Origin of the sequence: Kineosporia corallincola (assembly GCF_018499875.1) — a bacterium.
Classification (GTDB): domain Bacteria; phylum Actinomycetota; class Actinomycetes; order Actinomycetales; family Kineosporiaceae; genus Kineosporia; species Kineosporia corallincola.
Genome location: NZ_JAHBAY010000017.1, coordinates 31,283 through 51,397, shown reverse-complemented (window position 1 = coordinate 51,397; position 20,115 = coordinate 31,283). Strand labels below are relative to the sequence as shown.

Below are 20,115 nucleotides of genomic sequence, written 5' to 3'. Positions count from 1 at the left end.
TCCTCAGACGACCCGTCAGCAGATTGCCGAGAACTGTTGCACGGCAAGGCTTCAGGGGATGAAAGCTCTTCGGTCGAGCTGACATCAATCGTCGGTCAGCCCGGACCGGCGCGTCAACGGAACCAGGGGCGGTGCGCCTACAAATCTTTGATCAGGCCGGGTCAGAAATGCCAAGAGCAGCACCGCATACCGATCGGCGAATGTCAGGAACCGGTAAGGCCCGCAGCTCACCGGCCCGCCGCCGCCGGGATTACGGTGAGGACATGAACACGCTGAGCGCACCCCGCACCGTCGCCGTCCTGGACCGGTTGTACGCGGCCGCCGCCGAGAGCGCGCGTCGAGGCCCCACCCCCACGGCGAAACCGATCCCCGAGATGAACGCGGCCGAGAAGGCCGACGCCCTGGAACAGGCCTACATGCCGCTCTCTCCCGAGGGCGGCCGGCTGCTGTACGCCCTGACACGGTCGGCCCGGCCCACCACCGTGGTCGAATTCGGCATGTCCTACGGCATTTCCACGCTGCACCTGGCCGCGGCCGTGGCCGACAACGGGATCGGGCAGGTGTACACCACCGAGCTCAGCGCCACCAAGGTCGCCGCCGCACGGGCCACCTTCGCCGAGGCCGGCCTGGACCAGCACGTCACGGTGCTGGCCGGTGACGCCCTCGACACCCTGGCCACGGTGGACGGGCCGATCGGCCTGGTGCTGCTGGACGGCTGGAAAGACCTGTACGTGCCGGTCCTCAGGAAAATCGAGAACCGGCTCGCACCAGGGGCTCTCGTGGTGGCCGACAACACCGACTTCGAGAGCGTGGGCGACTACCTGGCGCACGTGCGCGACCCGGCGAACGGCTACGTCAGCATCGCGCTGCCGATCGCCGAGGGCATGGAGGTCAGCTGCCGCGCCTAGCGTCCCTGGTCGAGCAGCCAGTCCCAGGCGTCGGCGGCCCGGCCGGTCAGCTCCTGCCCGGTCGGGTCCTGGCCCACGATCCGCTCCACCACCGGCGCCGGCACCGGGTAGAGCGCGTCGTCGTCGTTCGACGTCCACAGGGCCGCGAAGAGCACGCCCCTGCCGAGCACCCGGCGCAGCGTGGGCACGACCTCGTCGTACTGGTTGCGGGCGAGGTCGTGCAGCGCCTCCACCACCCAGGCCGTGGTGTCGCCCGGCTCGATGCGGGCGTCGAAGGTGGCGTCCGCCCCGGCGTGCACCCCGATCCAGAACGGCTCGGCCCGGGGGAACTCACCGATCAGCTCGGCGGACGGGAACTCGTAGTGCTCCTCCGGTCCGCCCTCGCCGAAAGCATGATGCTGGAAAACGGTTTTCAGCCGGTGCAGGGCCAGCAGCGAGGCCACGGCGCGCACGTTCTCGACCTGGGTCTGGCGGCGCACCAGGCTCCTGGCCCGCAGCACCGACCAGAGGTAGACCAGCAGCTCGTCGCCCGGGCCCGGATCAGCGGCGGACGGCAGATCGGCGAGCAGCTCGGCCAGGTCGCCCATCACCTCCTCCGGGTCGAGGGGCTCGGGCCGGTCGTCGTCGGGCTCGGGCAGGGCCGGCTCGGCCAGCTCGGGCAGCGGCGGTGTCACCGGTTCGCCCGGGGTCTGCCGCAGGTACGACAGGCTCCGCTGGATCATCACGTCGGCCACCTGGTCGCCGAGCCCGGCGAAGGCCGACACCTGCCGCAGCGCCGGCACCCACGAGGTGGTCAGGCGGCGGCGCAGGTCGTCGCTGGTGAACTCGACGGGCAGCACGCTGCGCACGACGTCGGACAGGCCGGCCGTCTGCTTGTCGAGGAAGTAGAACCAGTAGGGGAACCGGGCGTCGAGGTGCTGGAGGAAGGTGCGGACCTCCGGGATCTCCCACAGCTCCTCGCGGTCGTCGTACCCCTCGACGGTGAGCACCACCGACTCCAGGCTGCGCCGGGCCAGCAGCGGGTTGCTGAGCATCGGGGCCAGCGCGGCGATCACCGCCGAGGCGTCGCGGGCGCGCACCTCCGGCCGGGAGACCACCAGCGACCACTGGTCACCGGCCGAGGCGAGCATGAAATCGGCCGTCGGGTCCTCGGTCTCGTCGGGCAGCAGCGGGTCGACGTCGTGCAGCGCCTCGTCGCAGGCCCGCTCCACGGCGGCACCCAGGATCCGGGCGTCCTGGGCCGAGGCCACCCGCAGCTCCTTGAAGGTGCCGTCGGAGCACTCCACGTCGGCGCGGTGGCTGATGCCGTCCTGGGTCTGCTCGGCCCGCACGACCGTGCGCACCTCGAACTGGCGCACGATGCTCTGCTGCCGGCGGTCGAAGCACAGGTACCGCTGCCGGGTCACCACGTGCAGATGACGGTGCGCGTGGTCCTCGGGCACGATGGCGCGGATCCGCTCGCCCTTGCGCAGCAGGGGCTGGACGAGCAGGGCGACCACCCCGGCGCCCATGGCGTCGAGGGTCGTGCCGGTCATCATGTGGGGCTCCGGCGGCGCCGGGTCATCCGGGTTCGATCTCCTCAAAAAACACCCTCTCGCGCCGTCTCCACAGCGTGAGCCTAAGCCGAGTTGGCATCAACCACCCAAGTCGCCACGGATCGTGACCTGGCGGCTACCCGACCTCCGTGCAGGTGAACGGCTACGGTGTCCGGTCATGAGCCAACTTGAGGACGTCGGGAACCAGGACGGCTGGCGTTGCTGGGTGTGTGACGAACCGGTCGATCCGGACGCCTCGGTGAACGACGACCGCGGTCCCAGCATCGACGCCCGCACCAACAAGCCCCGGGCCAAGGTGGGCGCCGACTACGCCGGGGCGGAACGGCTGGCGCACCGGGCCTGCAACACGAAGAAGGGCGCGGTGACGCCGGTGGTGCCGTGGCCGTCCGGCCCGATGATCGTCGAGCCCGCCCCGCTGGTCACCGTCGCCGAGCGGCTGTTCCGCAAGGGCGGCCGCGAGATCGTGGCCCGCTGCCCCGACCAGGCCGACGCCCGGGCCACCGCCGACTGGCTGGAGGACCGGTTCACCCGGCTCACCCCGGCGATGCCGGTGACGGCGGGGGTGGACGCCGGGGGCGGTCAGTTCCTGGTGTCGCTCACCGTGGCCCGGCGTCGCTGATCTCGCCCGGGATCTCGCCGGAGACCTCCTCCAAGACCTCCTCCGAGGGCCGAAGACGTTGCCCTCCCCGGCCGGGGAGGGCCGCCGGGCCAGGGCCAGGCGGTTGAACAGCGGGCCCACCAGCACGTCGTAAAGCCTTGGGGTGACGCTGAACCCGAGACGCATCAGCGGGTTGAGGGGTCCGACGGCAGCGGTGCGGCGGCGCCGGTCCACCACCTTCAGCACGGTGCGGGCCACCGCCCCGGGCGGCAGCACCGGCGGCGGAGGGGACCCGGCCCGGCCCACGTAGGTGGCGGCCAGGCGGTAGATGCGGGTGTCGATGCCACCGGGCGAGACCAGGGCCACGTGCACGCCCGGTGTCTGCCGGGCCTCCTGTTGCAGGGTGCGGGCCAGGCCGTGCACGGCCCACTTCGAGGTGGCGTAGGAGCCCATCCGCGGGGCGGTGATCTGGCCGAGCACCGAGCCGACGATCACCAGGCTGCCCGCCCGGGCCGGCTCGAACACCCGCAGCGCCTCGCGGGCGACGTTCGCCGTCCCCCGCACCCCGACGTCCACCACACGGTCCCAGACGTCCACCGGAACCTGCGACAGGCGTCCGTACGCCACCACCGCTGCGGTGTGGACGACGACGTCGAGCCGGCCGAACTCGCCGACCGCCCGGTCGACGGCGGCGCGCACCTGGCCGGCCTCGGCGACGTCCACCAGCATCGCGACCGCCGTACCGCCCTCCCGCGCGCACGCGTCGACCAGCTCGTCCAGAAGCCCGGCCGACCGGGCGGTCAGCACCAGTCGCGCGCCCCGCCCGGCGTAGGCGAGAGCGACGGCGGTGCCGATCCCTCCGCTCGCTCCGGTGATCAGGACGACGGGGGACGCATCCATCGAATACCTTCCGGTGCTGCCGATGTGGGGACGACGTACAACCTGGCAACGATCGCCCGGGTCGGCGAATCGACCCGCCCCACCGGCCCGCGGGGTCGCGGGTTTCGGGCCGCAGGGCGGGTTGCAGGTCGAGTTGCAGGGCCTGCCCGGCGCTGCGTCACTGATCTTCATGGCATCCGTCTCTTCAGATCAGTCAGCAGACCAGGCAGCGGGTAACCCGCCCGTCGTCGTCATCACCGGAGCCAGCGCCGGCATCGGCCGGGCCACGGCCGTCGCCTTCGCCGGACGCGGGGCGAAGGTCGCGTTGCTGGCCCGAGGTGAGGTCGGGCTCGAGGGAGCGGCCCGGGAGGTGCGCGAGGCCGGCGGCGAGGCGCTGGTGATCCCGGTGGACGTGGCCGACGCCGAGGCGGTGCAGCGCGCCGCCGAGCGGGCGGAGACCGAGCTGGGCCCGGTCGATGTCTGGGTGAACTCGGCCTTCACCTCGGTGTTCGCCCCGTTCAGCGAGGTCAGCGCCGAGGAGTTCCGGCGGGTCACCGAGGTCACCTACCTGGGCACGGTCTACGCCACCCAGGCGGCCCTGAAGCTGATGCGCCCGCGCGACCGCGGCGCCATCGTCCAGGTCGGTTCGGCCCTGGCCTACCGCGGGATCCCGCTCCAGAGCGCCTACTGCGGGGCCAAGCACGCCGTGCAGGGCTTCCACGAGTCGCTGCGGATCGAGCTGATGAACGAGGGCAGCGGCATCCGCACCACGATGGTGCAGATGCCGGCGGTGAACACCCCGCAGTTCTCCTGGGTGCTCTCCCGGCTGCCGAAGCAGGCCCAGCCGGTGCCCCCGATCTACCAGCCCGAGGTGGCCGCCCAGGCTGTGCTGTACGCCGCCGACCACCCGGGACGCCGCGAGTACTGGGTGGGTACCGGCGCGGCCAAGACCATCCTGGGCAACGCCCTGGTGCCGGCCGTGCTGGACAAGTACCTGTCCCGCACCGGGTTCTCGTCGCAGCAGACGCCCGACCCGCGCCCGGCCGACCAGCCGCAGAACCTCTGGGAGCCCGCGGACGGCCCGGGCGGACGCGACTTCGGCTCGCACGGCCTGTTCGACGACCAGGCCCGCACGTCCAGCAAGCAGCAGTGGGTGGCCCACCGGGTCGGCGCCCTGACCTCGGCGGTCGGGCCGGCCGTCGCCAGTGCCGGGGCCGGGCTGATCGTGCTCACCGACAAGGCCAAGCCGGTGGTCGGGGCGCTGAAGAGCCGGATCGGCTCGTCAGCGCCGGGTTCCGCGTCGTCGTCGGGTTCCGCGTCGTCACCGGGTTCCGCGTCGTCGTCGGATTCCGCGCAGTCGTAGGGTTCCGCGCATGAGCAACCGCGTGATCGCCCTGGCCGGAGCCGCGTTCGGCGCCGCCCTGCTGCTGCGTCCGGCCGGGGTGATCCGCGCGGTGGGCGCCGATCCGGCCACGCCGGGTCTGCTGCCCGCTGCCCGGGTGCTCGGCGCCCGGCACCTGGCGCAGGCGGCGGCCGTCGGGCTGCGCCCCGGGGCACCGGCGGGCTGGGCCGTACTGATCGACACGCTGCACGCCGCGAGCATGATCGGCCTGGCCGCCGTCGCCCCCGGCCACCGCCGCGCGGCCCTGGCCAGCGCGGCGGTCGCCGGTGCCCTGGGCGCCGGCCAGTGGGCCTCGCGGCCTCAGCCGGGCGGTTCCGCGCCGGGGGTCAGCACCTCCCGGTAGCGCCCGTCGGCGGCCGCCCCGATCCGCGTCAGAACTGCTCCCGCTCCGTCGACCCGGCCAGCGCGGTGGTGGCCGCCGCCGGGTTCACGGCCGTGCTCACCAGGTCGAACCAGCCCACGCCGACCTCACGCTGATGCCGGGTGGCGGTGTAACCGTCTGCCTCCGAGGCGAACTCGCGCTCCTGGAGATCGACGTACGCGCTCATCCCGCTCTCCGCGTACCCCTTGGCCAGGGTGAACATCGAATGGTTCAGCGCGTGGAAACCGGCCAGCGTGATGAACTGGAACTTGTACCCCATGGCCCCCAGCTCCTTCTGGAACGCGGCGATCTCGTCGTCGTCCAGGTGCTTGCGCCAGTTGAACGACGGCGAGCAGTTGTACGCCAGCATCTGCTCGGGGTATTCGGCCCGGATTCCCTCCGCGAACGCCTTCGCCACCGCCAGATCGGGTTTCGACGTCTCCATCCACAGCAGCTCGGCGTGCGGGGCGTAGGCCAGGCCACGGGCGATGCACGGCTCGATCCCGCCCCGCACCCGGTAGAACCCCTCCGCGGTGCGCTCCCCCGTCACGAACGGCCGGTCACGCTCGTCCACGTCGCTGGTCAGCAGGGTCGCGGCCTGGGCGTCGGTGCGGGCGACGATCACCGAGGGCACCCCGGCGATGTCGGCCGCCAGCCGGGCCGCGTTCAGCGTGCGCACGTGCTGGCCGGTCGGGATCAGCACCTTGCCGCCCAGGTGCCCGCACTTCTTCTCGGAGGCCAGCTGATCCTCCCAGTGGACGCCGGCGGCACCGGCCGCGATCATCGCCCGCATCAGCTCGAACGCGTTCAGGGCACCACCGAAACCGGCCTCGGCGTCGGCCACGATCGGGACCAGCCAGTCGGTGCCGTGATCCCCCTCGCTGTGGCTGATCTGGTCGGCCCGCAGCAGAGCGTTGTTGATGCGCCGCACCACCCGGGGCACCGAGTCGGCCGGGTACAGGCTCTGGTCGGGGTAGGTCTGGCCGGCCGCGTTGGCGTCGGCCGCGACCTGCCAGCCGGACAGGTAGATCGCCTTCAGCCCGGCCCGCACCTGCTGCACGGCCTGGTTGCCGGTGAGGGCGCCGAGGGCGTGCAGGTATTCCTCGTCGTGTAGCGCACGCCACAACTTCTCCGCCCCACGGCGGGCCAGCGTGTGCTCCTCGACAACGGTGCCACGCAGGCGCAGCACGTCGTCCGCCGAGTAGGTGCGCCGCACACCGGCCCAGCGTTCGTCCGTCTTCCACTGCGCCGCAAGCTGTTCCGCGTCCGTCATGGCTGCCTCCTCAGGGCGGTGACCGGGCTGTGCCTCCACCGTGGCAGCCGTCCACAGCACCGTCGAGGCGCCCAATTCGCCAATTACGGCCAACTTTTCGCCCGGCCTTGCGAATCTGCGAAGTTTCCGGGGTGGTTATCGTTCGTCGATGGAGAAGACGTTCGCGGGGCCGCGTCTGCGTCAGCTGATCCTCGACCGGCGGATGAGCCAGGTCGATCTGGCCCGGCTGCTGGAGATCTCACCCAGCTATCTCAACCAGCTGCTGCACAGCCGGCGCCCGCTCACGGTGCCGGTGCTGCTGAAGCTGACCGAGGCCTTCGGGCTGGACGCCGGATACTTCGCCACCGACGACGCCACCCGGCTCACCGCCGAGCTGCGCGACGCCTTCGCCGACCTCGGCCTGCCCACCACCGACGCGGCCGAGCTGGCCCGGCACTTCCCCGACAGCGCCCGCGCGGTGTCGCTGCTGCACCACCGCTACCGGCAGGCCTCCGAGCAGGTGGCCGCGCTGTCGGGCGACCGGGAACTGCCGTCCGCCACCCCGATGCCGCACGAAGAGGTTCGAACCTTCTTCTACCGCAACAAGAACCACTTCGCCGCCCTCGACCAGGCCGCCGAGAACCTGGCCGCGACGATCGGCCTGCCCGAGGTGCGCGCCGCCAAGGCCCTGCGGCGGCGGCTGGCCGTGCACGACGTGCGGGTGGCCGAACTGCCCGACGCCGAGGGCGATCTGCACCGGTTCGACGCCCGGGCGGGAGTCCTGTCCCTCTCACCCCGGCTGGACTCGGGGCAGCGGGCCTACCGGATGGCCGGTCAGCTGGCGCTGATCGAGAACGACCGGCTGATCACCTCGATGACCGCGGAGATCCAGAACCCGGCGGTGCGCTCGCTCACCCGGATCGGGCTGGCCAACTACTTCGCCGCCGCCCTGCTCCTGCCCTACGCCGACTTCCTCGCCACCACCGAGCGTTTCCGTTACGACGTGGAACGGCTGGCCGCGCACTACGGGGTGAGCTTCGAGACGATCTGCCACCGCCTGTCCACGCTGCAACGGCCCCGGGCCCGCGGCGTCCCGTTCTCGTTCATCCGGGTGGACCGGGCCGGGAACATGTCGAAACACCAGTCGGCCAGCGGTTTCCACTTCACCCGCACCGGCGGCACCTGCCCACTGTGGACCATCTACGAAGCCTTCGCCGCCCCCGGCCAGATCCTGCGCCAGGTGGCCGTGATGCCCGACGGACGACACTATTTCTGGATCGCCCGCACGGTGATCCACCGCCCACCACGCTGGGGCGCCGCCGGCAAGACCTTCGCCATCGGCCTGGGCTGCGAGCTGCGCCATGCCGGACGCCTGGTCTACTCGGCCGGCCTGGACCTGTCCGACCGCACGGCCGCCTCCCCGATCGGGCCGGGCTGCAAGACCTGCTCACGCACCGACTGCGCCCAGCGGGCGGTGCCGCAGGTGGGCCGGGGCCTGGCGATCGACGAGAACCGCAGCACCCTGTCTCCCTACCCGGCAGCCGAGTAGCGGCGGGGGCAGGGCGAGCGAGAGCCACCCGGATCCCGCAATACGAACATGTTGTTCCGGGTGGACCCGTCTGCCGCCGAGCCGCTGGCCGACCAGATCGCGGCCCAGATGCCCCCCCCGGCCTGCTCAACGCGCTGCGCGAGCGCACGAGCGCCTGACCGGTCAGGGAGCCGTCCGCACCAGGGTCGCCCGGACCGCCCGGGCGACCACCACGTCGTCCTGGTTCACCCCGACGTGGCGCAGCGACACGATCCCCTCGCCCGGCCGCGACGACGACTCCCGCTTGTCCAGCACGACGGTGGACGCGTACAGCGTGTCACCGATGAAAAGCGGTGACGGGAAAGATATCTCGCTGAAACCGAGGTTGGCCACGAGCGTCCCCTGGGTCAGCTGCGCCACCGACAGCCCGACCAGCGTGGACAGGGTGAACATCGAGTTCACCAGCACCCGGCGGAAAGGCTCCTGGCCGGCCGCGAAAACCGCGTCCAGGTGCAGCGACTGGGTGTTCATGGTCAAGGTGGTGAACAGCACGTTGTCGGCCTCGGTGACGGTGCGGCCCGGCCGGTGCCGGTAACGGGCACCCACCTGGAACTCCTCGAGATACAGCCCCCGCTGGTCGATCTGCGGCCGGTCGTGGTCGGCGTCCATCAGTCCGTCCTCCCTGGTGCCCCGCGCACGGTCGCGACGGCCCGTGCGATGTCCGGTTCGCGCCGCCCCGGGTCGACCGGGCTCACCAGTCCGGCCAGGAGCGTGCGGGCGAACTGCTCCGCGATCTGTTCCACCGACAGTTTTCCCTCAGGCCGGTACCAGGTCCAGGCGTAGTTGCACATGCCGAAGATCTGGAGGGCGGTCATCCGGGCGTCTTCCACGGTGATCAGGCCACGGTCCGCACCGTCTTCGAGGATGCCCACGACGATGGCCGTGTAGGCCTCGCGCTGGCCGTGCACGAACGCCCCGAGCTCCCCCTCGAAATACCGCACCAGCTCACGCAGGCAGGCCAGGCTGGCCGCCCGGTCGTCGCGGTGGGCCGCCAGCAGCGCGTAGATCATCGCGACCAGGCGGTCGATCGGGTGCTCCAGCTCGGCCAGCACGTGCTGCGCCTCGGCGAACCGGCGGGCGAAGTAGGCCTCGTGCAGCTCGCCCAGAAGCGCCTGTTTGCTGCGGAAGTGGTGCACGATGGTGCCTTTGCTCAGGCCCAGCTCGGCCGCCACGTCTCCCAGGCTGGTGTCGGCGTAGCCCTTCTCGGCCACCCGCTCGGCGAACACCCGCAGGATGGCCTCACGGGAGCTGGCTCGCGATGTCATGCCGCCAGTGTATTGCTGACCGTACGAGCGGTCAGTATGGTGATCGAGGATTCACTCACCGTACGAGGGAGGCCGGACGACAATGACGTCATCCCCCGGGCCGACCCGGCCGGACGCCCCCACGGTGAACGAGGCAGCCCACCGCGCCCTGGTCGCCGACCTGCGAGCCCGGCTGGCGGCGGCGCACCTGGGCGGCCCCGCGCGGTCTCGCGACCGGCACGTGCAGCGCGGCAAGATGCTCCCCCGCGACCGCGTGGACGAGCTGCTCGACCCGTCGTCCCCCTTTCTCGAACTGTCGCCCCTGGCCGCGAACGGGCTCTACGACGACGAGGCCCCCGCCGCCGGCCTGATCACCGGCGTCGGCCGGGTGAGCGGCCGGGAATGCGTGATCGTCGCCAACGACGCCACCGTCAAGGGTGGCACCTATTACCCGATCACGGTCAAGAAGCACCTGCGCGCGCAGGAGATCGCCCTGGAGAACCGGCTCCCCTGCCTGTATCTCGTCGACTCCGGCGGCGCGTTCCTGCCCCGGCAGGACGAGGTGTTCCCCGACCGCGACCATTTCGGCCGGATCTTCTTCAACCAGGCGCGGATGTCCGCCCGCGGAATCCCGCAGATCGCGGCGGTTCTGGGGTCGTGTACCGCCGGTGGCGCCTACGTGCCGGCGATGTCCGACGAGGCGGTGATCGTGCGCGGCCAGGGCACCATCTTCCTCGGCGGCCCGCCTCTGGTGAAGGCCGCGACGGGCGAGGTGGTGAGCCCCGAGCAGCTCGGCGGCGGCGAGCTGCACGCGCGCGTCTCCGGCGTGGTCGACCACCTGGTGGACGACGACGCCCAGGCCCTGCGCACCGTACGCTCCATCGTCTCCACCTTCGGCGCTCGCACACCTGTTCCCTGGCAACGGATTCCGACCCGGCAGCCGGCCTGTGACCCGGCCGGTCTCTACTCCACCGTGCCCACCGACCCGCGCATTCCGTACGACGTCCACGAGGTGATCACCCGCATCGTCGACGCCCCCGGGCTCGCCGAGTTCAAACCGGAGTACGGCGACACCCTGGTGACCGGATTCGCCCACCTGCACGGCCACCCGGTCGGTGTGGTGGCCAGCAACGGCGTGTTGTTCTCCGAGTCGGCTCTCAAGGGAGCACATTTCATCGAGCTGTGCGATCAGCGCGGCATTCCCCTGGTGTTCCTCCAGAACATCTCCGGTTTCATGGTGGGCCGCGAGTACGAGGCCGGCGGTATCGCCAAGCACGGGGCCAAACTGGTGACGGCGGTGGCGACCACCCGCGTGCCGAAGCTCACCGTGGTCGTCGGCGGCTCGTTCGGGGCCGGCAACTACGCGATGGCCGGGCGGGCGTACTCCCCCCGGTTCCTGTTCATGTGGCCGAACGCCCGGATCTCGGTGATGGGCGGCGAGCAGGCCGCGACGGTGCTGGGCACCGTCGGGGCCGATCCCTCGGCGATCCGGCAGCAGTACGAGACTCAGGGCAACCCGTACTACTCGACGGCCCGGCTCTGGGACGACGGCGTGATCGACCCGGCCGACACCAGAACCGTTCTCGGGCTGTGCCTCTCGGCCTGCTCGAATGCCCCGCTCGGCGACCCGGGCTTCGGCCTCTTCCGGATGTGACCATGTTCGACAGCGTGCTGGTGGCCAACCGCGGCGAGATCGCGGTGCGGATCTTCCGAACCCTGCGACGGCTCGGGATTCGTTCGCTGGCCGTGTATTCCGACGCCGACGCCGGGTCACCGCACGTGCTGGCGGCGGACGTCGCGGTGCGGATCGAGTCGTATCTGTCGCCACCGGAGCTGATCCGCGCCGCCGGGGTGGGCGCCGCGCAGGCGATCCATCCGGGATACGGCTTCCTGAGCGAGAACCCGGCCTTCGCCCGGGCCTGCGAGGAGGCCGGGCTGGTGTTCGTCGGCCCGCCGGCAACGGCCGTCGAGGCGATGGGAGACAAGATCCGGGCCCGGAACACGGTGAGCGCGGCCGGTGTTCCCGTCGTCCCTGGTTCGACCGACCCGGACGAGGTGGGCTACCCGCTGCTGATCAAGCCGTCGGCGGGCGGTGGCGGCAAGGGCATGCACGAGGTGCACCGCGCCGGAGATCTGGACGGTGCCGTGCAGACGGCCCGCCGCGAGGCCCGGGCCGCGTTCGGCGACGACACCCTGCTGTTCGAGCGCCTCGTCACCACACCGCGACACATCGAGATCCAGGTTCTGGCAGACCGGTTCGGCGCCGTCACGCACCTGGGCGAGCGCGAGTGCTCGCTGCAACGGCGCCACCAGAAGGTGGTGGAGGAGTGCCCCTCGCCCCTGCTGCCGCCGGAGCAGCGCGAGACGATGGGCGAGGCGGCCTGCCGGGCCGCGCAGGCTTGCGGGTACGTGGGGGCGGGCACGGTGGAGTTCATCGTGACCGGGGACCGGCCGCACGAGTGGTACTTCATGGAGATGAACACCCGCCTCCAGGTGGAGCATCCGGTGACCGAGGAGGTCTACGGCGTCGACCTGGTGGAGGCGCAGCTGCGGATCGCGGCCGGGGAGCCCGCGCCCTGGCCGGCCGCACCGCGTGCGCAGGGGCACGCGATCGAGGTGCGGCTGTACGCGGAGGATCCGGCCGCCGGATTCCTGCCCTCGGCGGGAGAGGTTCTCGCACTGGAGCTTCCGGACGGCGTGCGCGTCGACTCCGGTGTCACCCGGGGCCAGGTGATCGGTACCGGTTATGACCCGATGCTGGCCAAGATCATCGCCCACGGCCCGCACCGGGCCGAGGCGCTGCGCCGCCTGAGCACGGCACTGCGACGCACGGTCGTGCTCGGTGTACAGACGAACACCGGCTTTCTGCTGAACCTTCTGGCCGATCAGCGGGTGCGCGACGGCGACCTGGACACCGGCCTGATCGGGCGCGACCTGGAAGAGCTGACCGCACATCCGGTTCCGGACGACGTGCTGGGTCTGGCGGCCGGCCTGAGGCTGCTCGGGCTGGAGCCCCCCGACGACCCGGAGGCCGTGATCGACCCGTTCGACCTGCCCGGCGGCTGGCGCATCGGGGAACCGGCAGGCTCCACGCATCGGTTCGATTGCCGGGAGAAGCTTTTCGAGGTTCGGTCGCGAGGGCGGGCGGATGACGCCCTGCTGATCGTCGACGGCGGCGAGCCGGTCCGCAGCCGCACCCAACCCGACCCCGACCGACGTCCCCACGTAGTGCACCACACCCACGACGGCGTCACCCGCACCTACACCACCGCGGCGGCCCGCGACGGCACGCTGTGGATCACCCGCGACGGCCTGACCTGGGCGCTGCGCGAACCCCTCGCCGCCGGCCGGGCGGCGACCGACGGGGGCGGCGGGCCGGTGCGTTCACCGATGCCCGGAACGATCGCCCTGGTCAGCGTCCAGGACGGCGAAAAGGTCAGCACGGGACAACCATTGGCTGTGGTCGAGGCAATGAAGATGGAGCACACCCTCACCTCCCCCGCCGACGGTGTGGTGCGCGAGCTACGCGCCCGGCCGGGGGCCACCGTCACCAAGGACGAAGTGCTGATGACCGTCGAACCGTTCACCGAAGGAGATGGTCATGGATCTTGAGCTCTCCCCCGAGCACGCCGCCCTGCGGGCCACGGTCGAGGAGTTCGCCCGCAGGGAGGTCGCCCCGGTGATCGGCGACCTGTACGAGCGCGGCGAGTTCCCCTATCAGATCGTGCGCGGCATGGGCGCGATGGGCCTGTTCGGGCTGCCGTTCCCGGAGGAGCACGGTGGGATGGGCGGAGACTACTTCGCGCTCTGCCTGGCCCTGGAAGAGCTGGCCCGGGTGGACAGTTCGGTGGCGATCACGCTGGAGGCAGGGGTCGGGCTGGGCGCGATGCCGATCCACCGCTTCGGCACCGCGGAGCAGAAGGACGCCTGGCTGCCGCACCTGGCGGCCGGCACCCGGCTGGGCGCGTTCGGCCTGACCGAGCCGGGCGGCGGCTCGGACGCCGGGGCCACCCGCACCACCGCCCGCCTGGACGGCGACGAGTGGGTGATCAACGGCTCCAAGTGCTTCATCACCAACTCCGGCACCGACATCACGTCTCTGGTCACCGTCACCGCCCTGACCGCCCCCGGCGAGATCTCGGCAATCATCATTCCTTCGGGCACAACGGGTTTCACTGTCGGCCAGAAGTACTCCAAGGTGGGCTGGTCGGCCTCCGACACCCGCGAGCTGTTCTTCGACGACGTGCGGGTGCCCGCCACCAACCTGCTCGGCGAGCGCGGACGCGGCTACGCCCAGTTCCTGTCCATCCTCGACGAGGGCCGGATCGCGATCGCCGCGCTCTCGGTGGGCCTGGCCCAGGGCTGCGTGGACGAGTCGCTGCGCCATGCCGGCGAGCGCGAGGCGTTCGGCCGCACGATCGGTGGCTACCAGGCGATCCAGTTCAAGATCGCCGACATGGAGGTGCGCACCCACACCGCGCGCCTGGCCTACTACGCGGCCGCGGCGAGGATGCTGGCCGGGAAGCCGTTCAAGAAGGAGGCCGCCATCGCCAAGCTGGTGGCCTCGAACGCGGCCATGGACAACGCCCGCGACGCCACCCAGATCTTCGGCGGCTACGGCTTCATGAACGAGTACCCGGTGGCCCGGTTCTACCGCGACGCCAAGATCCTGGAGATCGGCGAGGGCACGTCGGAGGTGCAGCGCATCCTCATCGCGAGGTCGCTGGGTCTGAGGTCGTGACGCTCACCTCGCCGGGGCACATCCATCCCCCGACCCGCTCACTCACCGGTTTGCCGCACTGATCCGGGGACGGGTCCGCTCCCTTGCCGATGCCCGACCAGAGCACCGCGACCGTGACCAGCACGATCACCGTCAGCACGATCACGAACGCGGGCACCTGACGGCGCCCGCCTCCCGGTTGTTCACTCATCCGGCCACTATGGCAGGGCCACCCGCCGCCTCAGTCGACGATCTGGTCGTCCGGCATCGGGATCACCATCACCGGCCGGTGCGCGGTCTGGAGCAGGCGCACGGAGACCGCACCGGTCTGCGGGCCGGCCCCCAGGTCACCGACGAGGATGACGTCGGCGTCCACCTCGTCGGCGGTCTCCGCGATGGCGTGGGCCGGGCCGCCGAACCGCACCGCGGGCGTCACCAGGCGGGCCCGCACCCCCTCGCCGGCCAGGCGGGTCACGGTCTGGCCCAGCCGCTCGTTGGCGTCGTCCAGCGCCTTGGCCCTGGCCGGGGCGATGTGCACGACCGTCAGCTCGGAACCGAGCTCACGGCTGACCATCGACCGGGCCACGGCGAAAGCATGGTCGCCGCAGGCCGATCCGTCGGTCGCCACCAGGACACGCTCGAACATCATGACTTCTCCTGTGGGAAGGGAATTTACCGCTCCGAAACACAGGGGCCGCGACCGGAACGGACACCACAAAGGTCGGTCACGGGCGGCGCGGATCACAGGGACGAAGGTCCCCAAGCGGTCGGGATCCCTTCCGGCCCCGGGACGTTCGGTGGCGCCGAGAGACCCTGAGGCCTGGCTCACATCCGCGACAATCGTCCGTCACCGATGCCCCTTGGTCCCCATGACCGGTAGCTCGATGTCGAGAGATCCTGGTCGCGGGGGCCAGCCGGCCCGAAACCCGATGGAGGACAAGTGATCATGACTTCGACGGAGGCACACGAGTACCTGTCGGCCGCGGCCTGCTGGGACATGTTGCACTCCACCGACATCGGGCGCCTGGCGGTGACGATCGGCGGCCGACCGGACATCTTCCCGGTCAACTACGCCGTCGCCGACGGGTACCTGCTGGTGCGCACCGCGGGCGGCTCCAAGCTGAGCGCCGCCGCCGGCGAGCGGGTGGCCTTCGAGGTGGACGGCTACGCGCCCGGCATCTCCCGGGCCTGGAGCGTGGTGCTCAAGGGGCACGCCGACGAGCTGACCGAGCTCGCCGACCTGGCGGCCGCCGACGAGCTGCCCCTCACTCCCCTGCACGGCGCCCCCAAACACCGCTTCCTGCGCATCGTTCCACAGGAGCTCAGCGGGCGCAGGTTCGTCACCGTGCCCGTCTGGGAGCGCCCCGACGCCCCGGTGTCCACCCCGATCCCGCCGGCGAAGGCGTCACGTTGCCTGTCCCCGCTCCAGCCGCCCAGCCGCAACCGCCGCCACAACCCGTGGTGACCGCGAGATCCCGAGGCTTTGGGCCCTACACCAGACACGCACCGCCGAGGTGCAATGACCTTGGGTAACCGGCTACCGCCCCCGGGAGTGCTTCGCCATGAGCAACGACCTGCTCGCCCCCGACCTGCACGTCGAGGCTGCCCTCGGTGAGCAGATCACCGGCAGTGTGCACTCCTGGAACCTGACCCGGTCACCGGCGGACGGGGAGTACGAGCTGGTGGTCAGGCTCGCCGGCTGCCCGCTGGAGTGCCGCAGCTGCCCGGCCCCGGACGCCCGCGGCGACTCCGGCGGTCACTGCCTGTCGCTGACCGCGGCCCTGGGCCGGATCCGGCGCTGCCGCGAAACCCTCACCGGTTGTGGTGGTGGCCTCACCCTGACCGGCGGCGACCCGTTCGCCCAGCCCCGCTTCACCGCCGAGGTGCTGCGCCGCTGCTTCGCGGCCGGACTGCGCACCACGGTGGAGACGACCGGTTACCTCGGCGCCATCGTCGGCGACGACACGCTGCACCACGTGGACCGGATGGTGCTCGACCTGAAGTCCACCGACCCGGACCTGTACCGCGAGATCACCGGTGCCGACGTGCACCCGGTGCTGCGCTTCGCCCGGCGGCTGGGCGACCTGCGACGCGACACCCGGATCCGCTTCCTGCTGATCCCGGGCCTCACCGATTCCGCCGAGAACGTCACCGGCATCGCCCGTTTCGTCGCCGGGCTGGGCAACCGGCCGCGGGTCGAGATCGTCGGGTTCCGCCCCCTGGGCGCAGAGCGCTACCGGCGCCTCGGCCTGCGTCATCCCCTCGGCCACGTACCGTCCGCCACCGACGACGACATCGCCCGCGCCCAGGGCCTTTTCGCCCGGCACGACTGCTCGACCGTGGTGCCGCAACGGATCCCCTCGCTGTCATGACCGGTCTTCACAACCGGTGCAGACGACGCCGAAGACCGGCGAGCAGCAGCGCGACGATCACCGTGGCCGCCACTGCGGCGTGCACCGGCTGGGCCACGGCGATCACCGCTCCGCAGAACACCGAGATCAGCGCGGCGTCGGCCTGCCAGATCAGCACGTTCAGCGACGACAGGTCGCCCGCCGGCGAGGCAACGGGGGTCAGCAGGATCGGCGGCAGCGGCCCCTTCGCGCTGTCATAGGCACGCACCGCCACCAGCAGCAGCCCGGCCGCCACCACGCCGGTCCCGCCCACGGCCACCGCCGTCACCAGCAGGGCGGTCAAGGGCAGCAAACTGTGGACGACGAAGAGCTCCGCCACGCCCACCCCGTACAACGGCGGCCCGGCGCCCGCCTGCGCCGCGTGCCGGAAGCCGTCGCTGAACACCCCCAGCGCCAGATAGACCAGCCCGCTGCCGGCCCCGGCCACGAGCAGGCCGGGGGCGTGCGCCGTCAGACCCAGCCCGACGACCAGGGTGAGACACCCGACCGAGAAGCGGACAGGCGTCCTGGCGCCGGCCACCAGATCGCGCACCAGAAAACGCACCGGTGCCGGCCGCCCGCGCACGGCCCGCCAGGTGCGCCCGAGCCCGGGCCGGGCCCGGTAGACGTCGAGGGCCACCGTGATCTCACCGCTGAACGCCGCCGTGCGGGTGATCTGCCGGCGCTCGGCGTCGGCGCGCAACCGGGGACCACTCGTCGCCGACAGCAGCACCGGCACCGTCACCACGGCGGCCCCCGCCGTCACCACGAGCAGGACAGCCGCAGCCCAGGCCGTGCCGTCGTGCCCCACCACCGCCCGGGCCGCCCAGCCCCACGGGGTCGGGACGTCGGCGGCGGGCACGAGCAGCCCGGTTCCGGTCAGGGTGAGGACGACGCCGGGCAGGACCCACGCCCACCGGTCCGGCAGCACCTGCCCGGCCAGCCAGAGCCAGGCGGCCAGCACGATCACCGCCGCCACGACGGCCAGGAACCGGACCAGGCCCGGCCCCGAGAGCACGCCGTTCGCCAGGAAGGTCAGCCCGGCCACCAGGCCGGCCGTCGCCAGGGGCACGGCCGCCACCGCCGTCGCCAGCAGGAACGGGCGGCGCAACGCGAGCGCCCGGGGCAGATCGGTGCCGACCAGCAGGGTCACGAAGAACGGCTCCGGCGTGACCGGCCCGTACACCCGGCCGCAGGCCGCCGCGGCGGCGAGGAAGCCGCCCACCCCGATCCGCAGCCCGCGCTCCCCGGCCGCGGAGAACACCGCCCCGGCCACCTCGTCACCGCTCAGCGCCCGTACCGCGGCCAGCAGCAACGGCACCCCGATGAACAGGACCAGGAGCACCACGACGTACCCGGCGTAGACCAGGTCCGGCGCGTCCGCCCCGCCCCGGCCGGCGTGAACGTCCCTGAGCCGGCGCAACCGGGCACCGGCCTCGCCCACCGCGCCCGCCGAACCCGCCTGGCCCACCTCACCCGCCGAACCCGCCGAACTCACGACGCGGTGCCGATCTCCAGCCGGTCGTCGGCGATCCGGTCCACCAGCCGGGCCGAGTGGCTGGCCAGCACCACGGTCGTGCCCGCGTGCGCCAGCCGTTCCAGCAGGCCGGCCACCAGGTCCAGGCGGTCCGGGTCGAGGCGCTGCTCGGGTTCGTCGAGCAACAGCACGTCGCAGGGCCGCACCAGGGTCAGCGCGAGGGTGAACAGCTGGGTCTGCCCGGACGACAGCTCGTGCGGGAAACGGTTGACCAGCCGGTCGATCCCGAGTGCGTCGAGCAGATCGTCGGCTCGCCGCCCGGCCTGCTCCAGGTCGTCGCCCCACGAGGTGGCGACCAGCCGGAGGTGCTCACCCAGCGTCAGGTTGCGGGCCAGGGCTGGCATCCCGATCAGCGCCGCGACCGCCCGCCGGAACCCGGCCGATCGCTCGTCCGGTGCCAGGCCACCGACCCGCACCTGGCCGGCCGTGGGCCGGGTGAGCCCGGCCAGCACCCGCAGCAGCGTGGTCTTGCCCGCCCCGTTCGGCCCGGTCACGGCCAGGGTGCGCCCGGCGGCGAGATCGAAACTGGTTTCCGGCAGCAGAATCTCGCGGTCCAGCCGGACCTCGGCCCGGTGCGCCCGCACCAGGCCCCGCGCGGCGGGGTCGGCGGGCCGGTGTTTCCGGCCCCGGGTGAACCAGGACATCGCCCCCAGGCTATCCGCCGCTCAGACCCTCGCTGCTCAGACCCCCGCCGCGAGCAGACCCACGGCCACCGCCACGAACCAGAACTGCACACCGAACAGGAAACCCCGCTCCCAGAGCCCGAACAGCCCGGTCAGCGGGGCGAGCCGGGGGACGCGCCGGGCCAGCAGCGCCAGCACGAGCAGCACCAGCGACACCGTCACCACCCACCGCAGCCCGGTCAGCACGCCGGAGAACCCGCTCCACGGGTCGATAACGCCCAGGTCGCCGGTCAGGTCGGCAACCGCCAGGTAGATCAGCGTGAACTGGGCGATGGCGAACAGGTAGTGCAGACGCCCCGACCGGGTGGCCCGGTCTCCCTCCAGGTCGGTCGGGAACAGCGCCACCCCGGCCCGGGTGAGCGGAATCAGCAGCAGGTACACCAGGTCCTCGGTGGCCAGCGGCGGGAAGCCGGGCGTCACCGCGAGCCCACCGGCCAGCGCATAGGTTCCCACCGAACTGGCCGCCGCCGCAGCGGTGAACCATCGCCGGTAGGGGCCCACCCCGTAGTCGCTGACGGCATGGCGCAACGGGTCGTAACCGGTCGGCGACCGGTGCAGGTAACCCATCACGCCGAGGTACCCCAGCAGGCCGAACAGGCTGATTCCAGCCAGAGCGATGGTCATGCTTTCTGCCATTCATCCGATGATTCCCCCCGATGCCTGTCTAGCAGGCATGATCCACGTCGCTCAACCCGGTAGCGGACCGACTGCGGCTCGGCAGGAGATGCCCTTTTGTTTTTGACACCGCCCTGGAGCCGTTGGTGGTGTCAAAAACGAACACCATGCCCTCGGACGGACGCCGCGCACCGAGAGTGGCCGCCCCGTGATGCCTTTGAAGGCGCCGCCCGGGCAGCGCGATCAGCCGGGCCGACAGCGCCGGGCGGCGGCTCAGCATCTGGCCCAATTGGCGCCTGCGGCGCAAATCTGCCAAATTTGTACTCTTCACCCGGTGCCCTGGATCAGGTGAAGGGGCTGTGGACGCGTTTGGCCCTACGGT

Annotated in this window: 19 protein-coding genes and 1 pseudogene; 10 read left to right on the top strand and 10 right to left on the bottom strand. The window is 71.8% G+C overall.

Annotated elements, in window-relative coordinates:
• Positions 1-263 precede the first annotated feature (263 nt).
• Positions 264-908, top strand: a complete 645-nt coding sequence (locus KIH74_RS30995; RefSeq protein ID WP_214159958.1) for an O-methyltransferase — start codon at positions 264-266, stop codon at positions 906-908.
• Here KIH74_RS30995 and KIH74_RS30990 read toward each other — a convergent pair.
• Positions 905-2,446: a hypothetical protein gene (locus tag KIH74_RS30990; protein WP_214159957.1), complete on the bottom strand. Its 1,542-nt coding sequence runs from the start codon at positions 2,444-2,446 to the stop codon at positions 905-907. The genes KIH74_RS30995 and KIH74_RS30990 overlap by 4 nt on opposite strands.
• Positions 2,447-2,621: 175 nt before the next feature.
• On the opposite strand from KIH74_RS30990, the gene KIH74_RS39395 reads away from it, so the two are divergent.
• Positions 2,622-3,083: a hypothetical protein gene (locus KIH74_RS39395; protein WP_372492152.1), complete on the top strand. Its 462-nt coding sequence runs from the start codon at positions 2,622-2,624 to the stop codon at positions 3,081-3,083.
• A gap of 315 nt (positions 3,084-3,398) precedes the next feature.
• On the opposite strand, the pseudogene KIH74_RS39390 reads toward KIH74_RS39395, so the two are convergent.
• Positions 3,399-3,962 (bottom strand): annotated as a pseudogene (locus tag KIH74_RS39390) (SDR family NAD(P)-dependent oxidoreductase); the annotation flags it as partial.
• Between the two features lie 169 nt (positions 3,963-4,131).
• Between KIH74_RS39390 and KIH74_RS30980 the strand changes: the two are divergent.
• Positions 4,132-5,304 (top strand): SDR family oxidoreductase, encoded by a 1,173-nt coding sequence (locus KIH74_RS30980; protein ID WP_214159955.1) that lies wholly within the window; start codon positions 4,132-4,134, stop codon positions 5,302-5,304.
• A gap of 10 nt (positions 5,305-5,314) precedes the next feature.
• Positions 5,315-5,686 (top strand): hypothetical protein, encoded by a 372-nt coding sequence (locus KIH74_RS30975; protein WP_214159954.1) that lies wholly within the window; start codon positions 5,315-5,317, stop codon positions 5,684-5,686.
• A 28-nt stretch (positions 5,687-5,714) separates the two neighbouring features.
• Here the strand turns inward: KIH74_RS30975 and aceA are convergent, their stop codons facing one another.
• Positions 5,715-6,977 carry an isocitrate lyase gene (gene aceA, locus KIH74_RS30970; RefSeq protein ID WP_214159953.1) on the bottom strand — a complete coding sequence of 421 codons (1,263 nt, stop codon included), beginning with the start codon at positions 6,975-6,977 and terminating at the stop codon, positions 5,715-5,717.
• A gap of 148 nt (positions 6,978-7,125) precedes the next feature.
• Between aceA and KIH74_RS30965 the strand changes: the two genes are divergently transcribed.
• Entirely contained in the window at positions 7,126-8,505 is a 1,380-nt protein-coding gene (locus tag KIH74_RS30965; RefSeq protein WP_214159952.1) for a short-chain fatty acyl-CoA regulator family protein, read from the top strand.
• Positions 8,506-8,667: 162 nt separating this feature from the next.
• Here KIH74_RS30965 and KIH74_RS30960 read toward each other — a convergent pair whose 3' ends face one another.
• Both KIH74_RS30960 and KIH74_RS30955 read right to left on the bottom strand, forming a co-directional pair.
• Positions 8,668-9,153: a MaoC family dehydratase gene (locus KIH74_RS30960; RefSeq protein WP_214159951.1), complete on the bottom strand. Its 486-nt coding sequence runs from the start codon at positions 9,151-9,153 to the stop codon at positions 8,668-8,670.
• Positions 9,153-9,809 carry a TetR-type transcription factor C-terminal domain-containing protein gene (locus tag KIH74_RS30955; protein WP_214159950.1) on the bottom strand — a complete coding sequence of 219 codons (657 nt, stop codon included), beginning with the start codon at positions 9,807-9,809 and terminating at the stop codon, positions 9,153-9,155. Before KIH74_RS30955 ends, KIH74_RS30960 begins: the two co-directional genes overlap by 1 nt.
• A gap of 82 nt (positions 9,810-9,891) precedes the next feature.
• Between KIH74_RS30955 and KIH74_RS30950 the strand changes: the two genes are divergently transcribed.
• The 3 genes from KIH74_RS30950 to KIH74_RS30940 are packed head-to-tail and all read left to right on the top strand — an operon-like array spanning position 9,892 to position 14,529.
• Positions 9,892-11,442, top strand: a complete 1,551-nt coding sequence (locus KIH74_RS30950) for a carboxyl transferase domain-containing protein (RefSeq protein WP_214159949.1) — start codon at positions 9,892-9,894, stop codon at positions 11,440-11,442.
• Between the two features lie 2 nt (positions 11,443-11,444).
• Positions 11,445-13,400, top strand: a complete 1,956-nt coding sequence (locus KIH74_RS30945; RefSeq protein ID WP_214159948.1) for an acetyl/propionyl/methylcrotonyl-CoA carboxylase subunit alpha — start codon at positions 11,445-11,447, stop codon at positions 13,398-13,400.
• A complete protein-coding gene (locus tag KIH74_RS30940) occupies positions 13,390-14,529 on the top strand; it encodes an acyl-CoA dehydrogenase family protein (protein ID WP_214159947.1) in 1,140 nt (379 codons plus the stop codon). The genes KIH74_RS30945 and KIH74_RS30940 overlap by 11 nt, the downstream gene beginning before the upstream one ends.
• Here KIH74_RS30940 and KIH74_RS30935 read toward each other — a convergent pair.
• On the bottom strand, positions 14,498-14,719 hold the full coding sequence (locus KIH74_RS30935; protein WP_214159946.1) for a hypothetical protein: 222 nt from the start codon (positions 14,717-14,719) through the stop codon (positions 14,498-14,500). The genes KIH74_RS30940 and KIH74_RS30935 overlap by 32 nt on opposite strands.
• A 30-nt stretch (positions 14,720-14,749) precedes the next feature.
• Entirely contained in the window at positions 14,750-15,157 is a 408-nt protein-coding gene (locus KIH74_RS30930) for a universal stress protein (RefSeq protein WP_214159945.1), read from the bottom strand.
• Positions 15,158-15,454: 297 nt separating this feature from the next.
• Here KIH74_RS30930 and KIH74_RS30925 point away from each other — a divergent pair, with 297 nt between their 5' ends.
• A complete protein-coding gene (locus KIH74_RS30925) occupies positions 15,455-15,973 on the top strand; it encodes a pyridoxamine 5'-phosphate oxidase family protein (RefSeq protein ID WP_214159944.1) in 519 nt (172 codons plus the stop codon).
• Between the two features lie 97 nt (positions 15,974-16,070).
• Positions 16,071-16,880: a radical SAM protein gene (locus tag KIH74_RS30920; protein WP_214159943.1), complete on the top strand. Its 810-nt coding sequence runs from the start codon at positions 16,071-16,073 to the stop codon at positions 16,878-16,880.
• A gap of 7 nt (positions 16,881-16,887) precedes the next feature.
• Here KIH74_RS30920 and KIH74_RS30915 read toward each other — a convergent pair whose 3' ends face one another.
• The 3 genes from KIH74_RS30915 to KIH74_RS30905 are packed head-to-tail and all read right to left on the bottom strand — an operon-like array spanning position 16,888 to position 19,754.
• Positions 16,888-18,396, bottom strand: a complete 1,509-nt coding sequence (locus tag KIH74_RS30915; RefSeq protein ID WP_214159942.1) for a hypothetical protein — start codon at positions 18,394-18,396, stop codon at positions 16,888-16,890.
• Positions 18,393-19,079 (bottom strand): ABC transporter ATP-binding protein, encoded by a 687-nt coding sequence (locus tag KIH74_RS30910; protein ID WP_214159941.1) that lies wholly within the window; start codon positions 19,077-19,079, stop codon positions 18,393-18,395. Before KIH74_RS30910 ends, KIH74_RS30915 begins: the two co-directional genes overlap by 4 nt.
• A 36-nt stretch (positions 19,080-19,115) precedes the next feature.
• Positions 19,116-19,754 carry a DUF998 domain-containing protein gene (locus KIH74_RS30905; RefSeq protein ID WP_214159940.1) on the bottom strand — a complete coding sequence of 213 codons (639 nt, stop codon included), beginning with the start codon at positions 19,752-19,754 and terminating at the stop codon, positions 19,116-19,118.
• Between the last annotated feature and the right edge of the window lie 361 nt (positions 19,755-20,115).